The sequence below is a fragment of the Acinetobacter cumulans genome (assembly GCF_003024525.3).
Classification (GTDB): domain Bacteria; phylum Pseudomonadota; class Gammaproteobacteria; order Pseudomonadales; family Moraxellaceae; genus Acinetobacter; species Acinetobacter cumulans.
This window is the reverse complement of record NZ_CP035934.2, coordinates 2,425,110-2,437,941: the sequence shown is the minus strand read 5'-3', so window position 1 is coordinate 2,437,941 and position 12,832 is coordinate 2,425,110. Positions and strand designations below refer to the sequence as shown.

Here is a 12,832-nt window from a genome sequence, read left to right as displayed (position 1 = left end):
AGAGATTTTACAGAGAATAGATATGGCGTCCCTACGGGGATTCGAACCCCGGTTACCGCCGTGAAAGGGCGATGTCCTAGGCCTCTAGACGATAGGGACGTTGCGAGGTAGAGCGAATATTAGAGATGTTTCCGATGAAAGTCAAAATAATTTCTTTATTATTCAATGCAATTGCTTTTTTCTTGAACATTTCTAAGTTGATGATTCAATAAATACTGTAGGCCTCTTTCATTAATAATTTAAGTACCACTAAATGATCATTTTTTGATTTTTAAAAGAACGCTCGTATTACATGGTTTGGAATTGGCTAAAGGTAGATATTTACCTAAATATGAAAAGAGATGAAGAATATGGAGTGATTCTTCATCTTAAGGATTTTAGAATTTAAAGGTTACGTCTGCGACCACTTGGCGTCCAATTTCTGAATACAATTTAGAGCCTGCAACATATAAATTATTTCGGTTGGTCAAGTTGTTTATGGTCAGACCGAAAATAGCTGAGTGGTCTTTATTAATCTTGTGCTCATAGGTGGTACGCATATCCCAACTAAAACGAGGTTTCACATCTTGAAGCACATACGTATCCAGTTTAACGCCTTCATGAATCACTTTGTCATTTGAGCTGAGCACTTGCTCAAAGCTGTCTTTATAACTGAAGAAGTTAGAAATCGTGAGCGGGAGATGGTCAAAATGCATATCCCATTTTATACGTGCAGTAATGGGCTGATTAAAGTTTGATGCTGGACGGTCGGCATAATGAATAATTTTTCCATTATAAGAAACCAATTCTTCCATGTCTGCTTCGTTATAGTCTTCCGTATAATCCGGTGTACCGCGGAAAGTTTGGCTGTAATTTATGGCTAAGCCTAAGTTATGATGAGTTCCTTTAAATTGAAGTTGTTCAAGAGTATCTATGCCCAAAGTTACGGTATTGTTCTTTCCGTAGCTATTGTTACCAAATTCAAATGATCGATTGAATCCACCACCCACTGAAATGCTACTTCGGTTACGCGAGATTTCGTCTTTATACTGGCGATTCACCCATTTTAACGCGATATTGGTGTTTTTATATTGGCTAGCGATACCTAAAATAAATTCATCTGCATAAGGTGTTTTTAAGTCAGATTTGCGGGTAGCACTCACATTATAGTTTTGCTGTTCAGTCCACGCGGCATTTTGATCCTCACGTGAGATTTTAAAGTCTAAGCCCATTAATGCTTGACGTAAATCGGTGATATAGGTGGGTGCACTATAGTAACGATTCCAACCAGTAGTCAGCTCTAGGGTTGGATTGTAAAAGGGTTGATAACTAAATCGAGTTCGTGGCGCAATATTTAAATTATTATTTGACTGGTCATAATCGGCGCGGACACCAAAGCGCGCTTTAAGCTTATTCCAGTGAATATCATCTTCAGCAAATAAGTAGGCTTGCTGGTATGTACCTTGGAATGTACCTGCTTTATAAAGCGATCCACTACCAAAATATTGGCCATTATAAATTGTAGGGACTTTAGCATTGATAAATGTGCCTGTTGTTGCCTCATCACAAAATAAATCATCAGCTTGGCATTGGCCACCATCGAGATCATATAGGTTTTTAGCCACGCCTGAGGTCACGCCGTAAAAGGTCATGTAGTCTTTGGTTCGTTCCCATTTAACGTCATTGCGGTTGTAGCCTAAACCGGCACTGATGTGATGCGCAGTTGAAGCAAAATTGATGACATTAAAGATACTTTCTAATTCATAGTTGAAGCTATGTTGGGCTAAATCAATACTTGCATTCGATGAACCTTCCATAGCTTTTGAGCTCGGATCAGACCAATTTTTGGAGTCAGGCGCGTATAGCCAATTGATACCGTAGTTTTTGTCAGCCAGTCTCGAATTATCAATTTGCTGATAATTAATTTTTTGAGTGACCTTGGCCAGATCATATATTTTACTGTGCTGCGCGAAAATTAAAGCAGATTCGTTATGGGTATTATGGTGAGAATTGATGCGTTTTTCTGCGTAGCCATTACTTTCTGAATTACCCAAAGTCAGACCAAATTTCATTGAAGTGAAAGGGTCAGGATCATAGAAAAAAGTCCCGCCTAAATTTTGATTTATCTTCTTTTGATCAATCATTTTCGGGCTGTCTAAACCACTGAGCACATTAATATTTGATTGTCGGTGCGAGGCAAATAAATTAATGCCACTATGTTCTGAGAGCTTGCTGTAAATATTGGTACTTAAACCTTGGCGGGTATATTGTTTTTGGTTTTCTTGTGAAGACTCGCCATCAAACAGGCCTTTATCTGCATCTGTTTTTAGGTGATAGGAAACCCAGTCACTACTGGTATAGTCATAAGAAATACTGCCATGAATTTTGCCAATTTCAGAGGTTGGTGCACAGGTGTCTGCTGAAATGACGCCACCCGTAAATCCACCATGCTTGGCGCTGATATTGCTGTCGAGTAACTCCAAATTACACAGTAAGTCCGTATTAAGTGCAACGCCTTGAGAGCCTGCGTCAATACCGCCATAGATACTTGTCCCTGCACCGACTGGATCTAAAATATTGGTATTGCTCACCCCATTAATCATAAATTTATTTTGAAATGATTGTGCGCCGTGAATTGAAATTTCGCTGGGTTTTAAATTGGCTTGTGTGCCTGCAGCTAAATGATTATTACTAAATTGAACATTTGGATTCACTTTTAAAAAATCTGTAATGCTTTTTGAGCTGTTGGCTGTGCGTTGAAGATCTTGCTGGTTATACGTGCTTCTTCCAATCTCGGGTGCCGCTTTGGCCTTTACCACGATGGTGGTGAATTTTAAATATTCATCATCTGAAGGAATTGGACTTTCTAGATTTGTTTCAGCCCAAAGATTTGAGCTGAGGATGCTACATACAGCGAGCGTTAAAGTAGAAGGAGCAAATCGCATAATAAAATTTAGTAATTGAAAACAAAAATGATTATCATTACATGTTGGTGTAATATCAATGCAATTGAGAATTATTTGCATCAATAAAGGTGTATTTAAGTCAAAAAATAAACAAATAAATTAGAGGAAGCAGAAAATAGCGTCCCTGCGCGGGAGGGGCTTAAAACATATTAGATAATTTTAAGTCGGGCAGGGACGTATAGCGTGGCGCGGAAGCTTATTGTTCCGATACCAATGTGTCGAGCAAATGTGGTCCGAGTTTATTTAAAATAAAGCAGAACAATTCAGCCGTTTTTTGCGTGTCATACAGTGCAGAATGTGCTTCTTTACCATCGAATTCGATACCCGCTTGAATGCATGATTTAGCCAAAACAGTTTGACCAAACATAACAGCGCTTAACGTAACGGTGTCGAACACAGAAAAGCTATGAAATGGATTTTGATTTTTAGTGCCTGTACGAGCAATGGCAGCTTGTACAAAACCTAAGTCAAAATGTGCATTGTGTCCTACCAATACAGCGTGGGTGCAGTTTTGCTTGCGGCGCACTTCATTGACAGCTTTAAATATACGCTTAAGCGCAGATTTTTCGTCTTCAGCCATGGCCATACGCATGGGATTGAAAGGATCAATACCAATAAAGTCCAATGATCTGCGGTCTAGGTTTGCACCTTCAAACGGATTGATATGCGCGTGGTGCGCTTCGCCCGGTACAAATTTGCCCTCTGCATCATACACAATAGGTATGGTTGCAATTTCCAGTAAGGCATCAGTCTGTGCATTAAATCCTGCGGTTTCGACATCGACAACAACAGGCAAGAATCCACGGAAACGCTGACCAATTACTGGTAGAGTTTCATCAGTCACACTTTTCTCCATTGGATGGTTTTACCCGCATACAACGGAATAATTTTTTCACCATCCAAATAGTCAAAACTTTCAGGGATCACTTGATCTTCTTTTACCAATGTAATGGTATTGGTATTACGTGGCAGGCCATAGAAGTCCGCGCCGAAGTGGCTTGCAAAACCTTCTAAACGGTCAATTTTGCCGACTTGATCAAATGCTTGAGCGTATAGCTCAATTGCGGTAGGTGCACTATAACATCCTGCACAGCCACATGCATTTTCTTTAGCATTTTTTGAGTGTGGCGCGCTGTCTGTACCCAAGAAGAATTTAGGATTACCACTTGTAGCCACTTCAAGGAGTGTTTGCTGGTGCGTTTGGCGTTTTAAAATAGGCAAGCAGTAGAAATGAGGCTTAATCCCACCCACAAGCATGTCATTACGGTTAAATAATAAATGTTGTGGTGTGATGGTCGCTGCTACATTACGGTCTTGTTCCAATACAAAATTGGCTGCTTCGCTAGTCGTGATGTGTTCTAGTACTAATTTTAGTTTCGGGAACTGTTTTAATAGCGGAGAAAGGACTTCATCTAAGAAGCGCTTTTCGCGGTCAAAAATATCAACGTGGTTATGGGTCACTTCACCGTGTAGGAGTAATGGAACTTGATGTTCTTCCATTTGCTCAATTACACCGTAGACTTTAGAAATGTCGCTTACGCCACTATCAGAGTTTGTGGTAGCGCCAGCAGGGTAGAGCTTAATCGCGTTAACAAATTCTGAATCTTTAATTTTTTTGACTTCAGCAGGTGAAGTGTTGTTGGTGAAGTACAACACCATACGAGGGTCAAAGTGAACACCTTCAGGAACATGCGCCATGATACGTTCGCGGTATGCATTGGCTTCTTCTACAGTCTTAACGGGTGGAACAAGGTTTGGCATACAAATCGCGCGAGAAAACTGCTGCGCTAAATCTGGAACTGTTCGTTTTAATGCTAAACCATCACGTAAATGCGCGTGCCAATCATCTGGCTGCAGAAGAGTAATCGTATTCAAGGCAAATTCAAACTTGGAAATAAAACAGATGATAATGCAAAAAGTGTGAAAATGGTAACGGGAATTAAAGACAAATGGTGTGATTTTTATAAATAAAATGACAATTATGTGTTATTTTGACATGAATAAAAAAACAACATGTATGCTTGGAAATGGAATACAAGTATCACCTTGCAAAGCTGCAATACGACAAAGAAAAAGTTGAAGAGTTGATTGCTCAGCAAAGCAGCAGCATTGGACGCGTGTTTCCACAAAAAATGGAGCATGAGTTCTGGCAAAAAAACCTAGAGCGGGCCCGTAAGCATATTGAAAGAAACTTATGGTCTGGGGTTTTGGTTTATTTTTTATTTGTTGTGGTCATGGTGCCCACAGATTATTGGATTGTAGATCCGAATTATTTTAAGCATGATTTTTCTCAATGTTTGTTGGGTTTATTAAATGGTGCGATGAGTCTTCTCGGCCTTTATTTTTTTTCTACACAGAAGAAATTAAAGCCCTATTTTAAAATTGCATCGATGGTTGTGTTTTTTTGGACTATTGTCTCAATGTCTTGGCTCACGTTTACGGTACAAACGGAAGACTTGAAGCATCAGGCTTTAGTTATTATCTGCGTTATTTATATTTTGGCTTATATACTAACGGGTATACGTCCCTTGCACATGCTGGCGATTGGGGTACTGGCCGCCATTTGTTCTGTGGTGATTTTGGTATTATCCATTGAAATTAACATCTTATTATTGGCACGTGTGCTTATTGGTGCGAGCTTTTTAGGCTTTGTCATTAGTCACATGATCTTTGCACGTGAGCGAATGATTTATTTATATACTGCGCGCGCTAAAATTAGTGAACAAATCCATCGTATACATAACACAGAGCTTTTACATTTAAGTCAGCACGATGAGCTCACACAGATCTCTAATCGTCGTACTTTTGATGAAATGCTGCATAATTTCTATACGCAATCTCGTGCGGATGAATCACCCCTTGCAGTGCTATTTATTGATGTTGATCATTTTAAAAACTATAACGACTTCTACGGCCACCAAAAAGGCGATGATGTTATTTCGGCAATTGCGCTGAATATTAAAAACGCCATTCGTCACATGGACTTTGTTGCACGTTATGGAGGCGAAGAGTTTGTCGTGCTTTTACCTGAAACAGATGCACATGGTGCTTATGCAGTGGCATCTAATATTTATAAAGCAATTGATCGTTTAGAAATTCCACATGAAAAATCATTGGTCTCTAATCGAATTACCATTAGTTTAGGTATTACGGTATATCGCGGAGAAGAGATGAGCCAAGACGATCTTTTGAGTATTGCTGATCAGGCACTTTACCGTGCGAAGCAACTGGGGCGTAATCAAATTTATTATCAATCTATCCGTTCAGTCACGTTAACTTCTTAGATATAGTCGGGCTGTAAATGCCATTCAAGCGAATCACGCTAAATTGAATCATCTCTTTAAAATAAAAAACCGCGCTCAAGGCGCGGTTTTTTTAGACTGAACTAAAACTTAGTTTTTGTCTTTAAGTTGTGGAACAGCAGAAGCTGTACCCACTGCAAGTAAACCTGCACCAGTGTAGATACCCAATTTTGCACGAGTATCAGTGATGTCGAGGTTACGCATAGTCAATTGACCAATACGGTCTGCAGGAGAGAACATAGAATCGCCTTTTTCCATCGTTAAGCGTTCAGCTTCGTAGGTAAGGTTTTCAGATTCAGTGTTCATGATGGTGTAATCATTACCACGACGAAGTTCTAAAGTCACTGTGCCAGTTACAGCTTTAGCAACCCAACGCTGTGCAGTTTCACGAAGCATAAGCGCTTGAGAATCGAACCAACGGCCTTGGTAAAGAAGACGGCCTAAACGTAAACCATTGATACGGTATTGTTCGATTGTGTCTTCGTTATGAATACCTGTCACAAGACGCTCGTAAGCGATGTGAAGAAGCGCCATGCCCGGAGCTTCGTAGATACCACGAGATTTAGCTTCGATGATACGGTTTTCGATTTGGTCAGACATACCTAGACCGTGACGGCCGCCGATACGGTTTGCTTCAAGAATGAATTCAACTGGATCTTCGATACGTTGACCGTTGATTGCAACTGGGAAGCCTTCTTCGAAAGTGATAGACACTTCTTCAGGAGCGATTTCAACGTCTTCTTTCCAGAACGCAACGCCCATGATTGGGTCAACAATTTTGATGCCAGCGTTAAGGTATTCAAGATCTTTCGCTTCGTGCGTAGCACCAAGCATGTTTGAGTCAGTTGAATACGCTTTTTCTTTTGACATTTTGTAGTCAAAGCCATTGTCGATCAGGAACTGTGACATTTCTGCACGGCCGCCTAATTCGTCAATGAAAGTTTGGTCTAACCAAGGCTTATAGATTTTAAGTGCAGGGTTAGTCAACAAACCATAACGGTAGAAACGTTCAATGTCGTTGCCTTTGTAAGTAGAGCCGTCACCCCAAATGTTAACGTCATCTTCTTTCATTGCTGTAACAAGCATAGTACCTGTTACTGCACGGCCTAGCGGCGTAGTGTTGAAGTATGGAACACCGCCAGTCGAGATGTGGAACGCGCCACATTGAATCGCTGCAATACCTTCTAATGCAAGCTGCAAACGGCAGTCGATTAGACGAGCTTTTACTGCGCCGTAAGCTTCAGCTTTACGCGGAATCGCATCATAGTCATCTTCATCAGGCTGACCTAGGTTTGCTGTGTAAGCATACGGTTCAGCGCCTTTTTGTTTCATCCACAATAAAGCAGCTGAAGTATCTAGACCACCAGAAAAGGCAATACCAACTTTTTTGCCTACTGGGACATTCTGCAAGATAGTTGCATTATCAGACATTGTTAATCCTAACGATATTAATATAGGCACCTAGAGTGGGTGGCCCGAGAGAATATAGATTTCTTTAATTGTAGCACTTTTAGCGCTAAATTTTTTCAAAAAAAATTGCACTGAAAAAAATTAATAGATTAAAAAGCTAAATTTAATCGGTTCTGATTATGGTTGTGCTTTGGATTGTTATTGCTTTAGTGAGATTAAGTGACCTAAAAGATAGGACTGAGAGCGTCAAAAAATGAGGTATTTTCATTGAGGTGTTGCTATTTTTCCAATGTATTGCCTCATACAGATCATGTTAAATGAACAGGTGCCACATTTAGCTATATGGGGCAAGTTTTGGTTGTGGCTCATGATGTGCTTTAGCCAACAGATGCATTTTGTAGTAGGAGATGTTTTTTTTGCTGGTTGTTGATTAGTCTTCATCGGCTTAAAACCGCGATCGAAGTGTTGAGAAACAGATTACTTTTATTAATATTTAATAAAGATTTATAGAATGTTATGCTCGGTGCAGTTCACTAATTTATATGTATGTATCCAATAGGGCCATTGCATAAAACATTTGTCGGAGAGAATTGATGCTCAACAATAAATTGCCACCACTTTATTCGCATTTAAAAAGTAAAAACGAGACATTAAGTTTAATTCATGGCATTTATGCAGGAATATTGAGCTGTGCATTGGCAGTTGTATTGTATTTGGAGTATCAGCAACATACGATGAACGTGGTGGAGCTAAGTGTATTGTGTGCTGGCATTGGGCTGTTAATTGCACTCAATATTGTGGCTTGTCTCAAAGTGAAGAAAGGTGCCAATCAGGGACTGATTTTGTCGCGGATTTTAGCTGTATTGATGCTTTTGAGCTTTCCGATCGGCACGCTACTGGGTGCTTTTGCATTATGGAAAAGTTTAAAGTCTCAGTGGGAAGTTTAAACTTCAGGTGTGGGGGGCGGCTGAAATTATTTTTAAATGAAGCTTGCTTAGAGTAGAAAGGTCGTTTGAAATAAAGTCGTGATAGCTGGTGCTTTGCCTGCATAGCTGTTTAAGCACATTTTTTTGATAAGCAATTGAAAATAAATATGACAAAACATGTATTTTTTGTTTTAAAAAATATCTTAATTATTCAATTATCTATAAGATTTATTGTAGGAAGTGATCTGAATAATTGACGTTATTGACAGTTTCTACAGATAAAAAAATAAAATTGCCATAAACAAAAAATAAAAACGATTTAAAGTAGTATGCAACAAGTTGCAAAGCCCATTATAAGGATTCGCCATGACAACTAGCTATGCAAATATATTAAAGCCCCTGCATTTAGGATTTACCACCATTAAAAACCGTGTGGTCATGGGTTCTATGCATACCGGGCTAGAAGACCGTTTTTATAATTATCCTAAATTGGCTGCCTATTTTGGTGAGCGTGCCAAAGGGGGAGTTGGTCTGATTATTACGGGCGGTATTTCGCCTAACCGCTCGGGATGGCTATTACCTGCTGGCGGTACAATGAATACCTTGGGTGATATTGCACCGCATCGTTTAGTCACACATGCTGTACATAAGTATGGCGCAAAAATATTGATGCAAATCTTGCATGCAGGACGTTATGGTTATCAGCCGTTTGTTGTATCTGCGAGTCCAATCAAATCGCCTATTTCGCCATTTAAACCACGTCAAATGAGCGAAAAGCAAATTTTAGATACCATTCAGGACTATGCACATACCGCAGGCCTTGCACAAAAAGCTGGTTATGATGGTGTGGAAATTATGGGGTCTGAAGGTTATTTACTGAATCAGTTTTTAAGTCGTCATGTGAATCAGCGTCAGGACCAATGGGGTGGTGACATTGAAAACCGTATGCGCTTTGCAGTGCAGATTGTGAAAGCCATTCGTGCACAAGCGGGTGAAAAATTTATTATTTGTTTCCGTTTATCACTATTGGATTTAGTGCACGATGGCAACACTATGCAAGAAGTCATTACCGTGGCGAAGGCCTTAGAAGAAGCGGGCATAACCCTATTAAATACAGGCATAGGTTGGCATGAAGCACGTATTCCAACCATTGTGACGTCAGTACCACGCGCGGCATTTGTGGACTATACCGCAGAAGTGAAAAAGCATGTATCTGTGCCAGTGATTGCATCTAACCGTATTAACATGCCTGAAACAGCAGAAGAAATATTGGCTGAAGGAAAAGCCGATATGGTGCAAATGGCACGTCCTTTATTGGCCGATCCATTTTGGGTAAATAAAACGGCGACCAACCGTGTTGATGAAATTAATACTTGTATTGCCTGTAACCAAGCGTGTTTAGATCATACTTTTAAAAATCAACGCGCAACGTGTTTGGTCAACCCTCGCGCAGCTTATGAAACTGAATTGATATATGTAAAAGCCAAAAAAGCTAAACGGATTGCCGTAGTGGGTGGTGGTGTGGCAGGTATGTCTGCAGCGACTGTGGCAGCCAGCCGAGGCCATCATGTGACTTTATTTGAAGCGACTAATGAAGTTGGCGGTCAGTTTAACTTGGCTAAAGTTGTGCCAGGCAAAGAAGAATTTCACGAGACTATTCGTTATTTCAAAGTGCAGCTTGAAAAAACGGGTGTCGATTTGCGTTTAAATACCAAAGTAAACCGTGAGCAATTAGAGCGTGAAGGTTTTGAAGAAGTGATTGTGGCAACAGGTGTTGTGCCACGTGCTTTAAAAATTGAAGGCAGTGATGCACCTCAAGTCTTATCTTATGCTGAAGTTTTACGTGGTGCGCCTGTGGGTGAGCGCGTTGCCGTGATTGGTGCGGGTGGTATTGGTTTTGATGTGTCAGAGTTTTTACTCAAGCCACCACATCAAAAACAGCCACAGCCTTTAAATGAATGGCAACGTGAATGGGGCGTAGATCCAAATGTAAATTATGTGTCTGAAGGTGGTATGCAACCTGCTGAAATTCATCCACCAGTACGTGAAATTTATTTGTTACAACGTAAAACTACAGCTTTGGGTGCGGGTTTGGGCAAAACCTCTGGCTGGGTTCATCGTGCACAATTAAAGAAACATGCGGTGCGTATGCTACGCGGTGTGCAGTATAAAGCTGTGACCACTGAGGGATTGTGGATTGAAACAGCTGGGCATGATCAGTTGTTGCGTGTAGATACCGTTGTGGTGTGTGCAGGGCAAGAGTCTGTGAAAGATGTGATGCCTCAATCTACTGAACATACACTTGCAAATTACCATATTATTGGTGGCGCAAAATTGGCAGCAGAATTAGATGCGAAGCGTGCAATTCGAGAAGGTGCTGAATTGGCAGCCAGCTTATAATGGTTTTGGTGAAACAATATTCATTTGAATGGTTTAACTGAATTTTTTGCTTGTCATCCTAGGGAAAGCACCGTATGATGGCGCACATGGAAGCGTGGCAGAGTGGTTTAATGCACCGGTCTTGAAAACCGACGAGGGCTTATACCCCTCCGTGAGTTCGAATCTCACCGCTTCCGCCAAATATCTAAATAAGCCCTTGTTTTTACAAGGGCTTATTTTTTGTCTGTAGTTTTACCCCACAACCTACCCCTCATCAAATTTTGGATTGGATTGGCTACTTTTAGCTGTATTTAGAAGACTAAGGAATGCAGTTTAAAAAACTGTATTTAAATCTAACTATATTCTTATTCAAACGATTCTTAATTCTAAATATTTTCACTATCCATTTGCTTAGCTTGCTTGACGCTCTATAACGTGCAGATTATCCTTAGCCTGCTGACCTACATCGTCAGCGGGTTTTGACAGACCCATTAACAAAGACAATATGCGAAATCTCATTTTGCATGTTGTGGACCCGTTCGTCCCCCTTTCTTTGCGGTAGGGCGGAGGGGGGACGCGCTTGCGCGTGCTGGTTTCTTTGTTACCAGTCTGTCAACCCTCCTTCGTTCTGCCACCATCAATTGACAGTGATTTGGCAGGATTCTTTTAAAACAAAGGAGTACGCCATGCGCTTACATCAATACCGTCTTTCACATTTCTCTTTTTTCATGTTTGTGCGATTGGGTGATTAGACCTGATGTCGTGCAGTCAATGCATAGCTGTGTCGATGACTTTCTAAGAATAAAACTTTTTCAAGTACATATTACCGATATGAAGATGAATCTCTCATGCTGTTTTGAGGGTCATAGATCCGTGTGCTTTATCGTCTATAACACTTCAAAAAAACATAGATATTCATTCCAACATTCATGCATGGGGAGCACTGCGTCTGATTAAGACCAAGACGAGTGATGCCTATAAAAAGAGAAAATGATTATGTTTAAAACCTTCCTAAAAACTGCCCTTATTTCATCACTACTTGCAGGTGCATCATTGGCGCAGGCAGGCTGGTTTGCGCAAGCCAGTGAAGCTTATTTTGTTAAGGCCCGCAATTTGGGTGGTGGGGTGTATCAATGCATGTATAAAACCAATCCGGGCAACCGTGGTTGGCGTAATTTTACGGTGAACTTTCAGGGTGGTTGTCCGCGCTTTGTTCACTTTAATGCTCAGAATGTTCAAGTCACTGTACCCAACTAAAGACGGGGGAGCATTTGAGATGAACCAAAAAACCATATTGGGCTTGGCGGCAATCTTAGCCCTGACCTTGATCAGCATTGCAGGTTTCTATTTCTTTAGCCCCAAACATGCAACTGAAAAAACTGTTCAAGCAGCTAGTACTTTGGAGGCCAGCTCTGCACAGCCTCTAGAATCTGCCAGTTCAGAGCCAGCTTCAACCGAGATTGCAGCGGCAGAAGTGGATGGGATTGATGTCAAAGAATTGACCACGGGAAGCAAAAGTCTGAGTCCATCAGGTCATGAACCTGAATTACTCAGCTTTGAGTTTGATAAAAACCTAAAGTCTGTCGATACCTTACTGTCGATGCTGCCTTATGACGAACTGCCTCAGTTTGAGCAGGACAACATAGACAAGTATCAACGCTATGTCTTTGCTAAAGCCGCAAAAGACACAGGCAAATCAGTGAAAGACTTCAGCTTGCAGGAACACGGAGCACTGGAATCGGAGCAGGCGGGTAATCGTTACTACGTTTATAAATTTGATAATGGCACAGACTGTGAAATTCATCTGGTCAGTATTGATTTAAATACGGGCGATTATGGCGTGAGCTATAACTACTGCTAAGGATGAAAT

Annotated in this window: 9 protein-coding genes and 2 tRNA genes; 6 read left to right on the top strand and 5 right to left on the bottom strand. The window is 40.8% G+C overall.

What is annotated here, in order from left to right:
- Nucleotides 1-23 precede the first annotated feature (23 nt).
- The 4 genes from C9E88_RS11595 to pyrC all read right to left on the bottom strand — a co-directional run bounded on the left by C9E88_RS11595 (nucleotide 24) and on the right by pyrC (nucleotide 4,820).
- Nucleotides 24-99 (bottom strand) — tRNA-Glu (locus tag C9E88_RS11595).
- 278 nt (nucleotides 100-377) lie between these two features.
- Complete coding sequence (locus tag C9E88_RS11590) at nucleotides 378-2,924, bottom strand: TonB-dependent receptor (RefSeq protein WP_106985873.1); 2,547 nt, start codon at nucleotides 2,922-2,924, stop codon at nucleotides 378-380.
- Between the two features lie 217 nt (nucleotides 2,925-3,141).
- The gene (gene rnt, locus C9E88_RS11585) at nucleotides 3,142-3,801 is read right to left on the bottom strand and encodes a ribonuclease T (RefSeq protein ID WP_106985851.1); all 660 of its coding nucleotides are present in this window, start codon (nucleotides 3,799-3,801) and stop codon (nucleotides 3,142-3,144) included.
- Nucleotides 3,786-4,820, bottom strand: a complete 1,035-nt coding sequence (gene pyrC, locus C9E88_RS11580) for a dihydroorotase (RefSeq protein WP_106985852.1) — start codon at nucleotides 4,818-4,820, stop codon at nucleotides 3,786-3,788. The genes rnt and pyrC overlap by 16 nt, the downstream gene beginning before the upstream one ends.
- A gap of 152 nt (nucleotides 4,821-4,972) precedes the next feature.
- On the opposite strand from pyrC, the gene C9E88_RS11575 reads away from it, so the two are divergent.
- On the top strand, nucleotides 4,973-6,229 hold the full coding sequence (locus C9E88_RS11575; RefSeq protein ID WP_106985853.1) for a GGDEF domain-containing protein: 1,257 nt from the start codon (nucleotides 4,973-4,975) through the stop codon (nucleotides 6,227-6,229).
- A gap of 108 nt (nucleotides 6,230-6,337) precedes the next feature.
- Here the strand turns inward: C9E88_RS11575 and argG are convergent, their stop codons facing one another.
- Complete coding sequence (argG, locus tag C9E88_RS11570; protein WP_106985854.1) at nucleotides 6,338-7,678, bottom strand: argininosuccinate synthase; 1,341 nt, start codon at nucleotides 7,676-7,678, stop codon at nucleotides 6,338-6,340.
- A gap of 572 nt (nucleotides 7,679-8,250) precedes the next feature.
- On the opposite strand from argG, the gene C9E88_RS11565 reads away from it, so the two are divergent.
- The 5 genes from C9E88_RS11565 (at nucleotide 8,251) to C9E88_RS11545 (ending at nucleotide 12,823) form a co-directional block, all read left to right on the top strand.
- Entirely contained in the window at nucleotides 8,251-8,604 is a 354-nt protein-coding gene (locus C9E88_RS11565) for a hypothetical protein (protein WP_106985855.1), read from the top strand.
- Nucleotides 8,605-8,949: 345 nt separating this feature from the next.
- The gene (locus C9E88_RS11560; RefSeq protein WP_106985856.1) at nucleotides 8,950-10,983 is read left to right on the top strand and encodes an NADPH-dependent 2,4-dienoyl-CoA reductase; all 2,034 of its coding nucleotides are present in this window, start codon (nucleotides 8,950-8,952) and stop codon (nucleotides 10,981-10,983) included.
- 88 nt (nucleotides 10,984-11,071) lie between these two features.
- Nucleotides 11,072-11,162, top strand: a tRNA-Ser gene (locus C9E88_RS11555).
- Nucleotides 11,163-11,958: 796 nt separating this feature from the next.
- On the top strand, nucleotides 11,959-12,219 hold the full coding sequence (locus C9E88_RS11550; protein ID WP_106985857.1) for a hypothetical protein: 261 nt from the start codon (nucleotides 11,959-11,961) through the stop codon (nucleotides 12,217-12,219).
- A 19-nt stretch (nucleotides 12,220-12,238) separates the two neighbouring features.
- Nucleotides 12,239-12,823 carry a hypothetical protein gene (locus C9E88_RS11545; protein WP_106985858.1) on the top strand — a complete coding sequence of 195 codons (585 nt, stop codon included), beginning with the start codon at nucleotides 12,239-12,241 and terminating at the stop codon, nucleotides 12,821-12,823.
- Nucleotides 12,824-12,832: the final 9 nt, after the last annotated feature.

Excerpts from the sequence above, each read along its gene's own strand:
- C9E88_RS11545 (WP_106985858.1), top strand. The coding sequence starts at position 12,239 with ATGAACCAAAAAACCATATTGGGCTTGGCGGCAATCTTAGCCCTGACC.
- C9E88_RS11560 (WP_106985856.1), top strand. The coding sequence starts at position 8,950 with ATGACAACTAGCTATGCAAATATATTAAAGCCCCTGCATTTAGGATTT.
- rnt (WP_106985851.1), bottom strand. The coding sequence starts at position 3,801 with ATGGAGAAAAGTGTGACTGATGAAACTCTACCAGTAATTGGTCAGCGT.
- C9E88_RS11550 (WP_106985857.1), top strand. The coding sequence starts at position 11,959 with ATGTTTAAAACCTTCCTAAAAACTGCCCTTATTTCATCACTACTTGCA.
- C9E88_RS11575 (WP_106985853.1), top strand. The coding sequence starts at position 4,973 with ATGGAATACAAGTATCACCTTGCAAAGCTGCAATACGACAAAGAAAAA.
- argG (WP_106985854.1), bottom strand. The coding sequence starts at position 7,678 with ATGTCTGATAATGCAACTATCTTGCAGAATGTCCCAGTAGGCAAAAAA.
- C9E88_RS11565 (WP_106985855.1), top strand. The coding sequence starts at position 8,251 with ATGCTCAACAATAAATTGCCACCACTTTATTCGCATTTAAAAAGTAAA.
- C9E88_RS11590 (WP_106985873.1), bottom strand. The coding sequence starts at position 2,924 with ATGCGATTTGCTCCTTCTACTTTAACGCTCGCTGTATGTAGCATCCTC.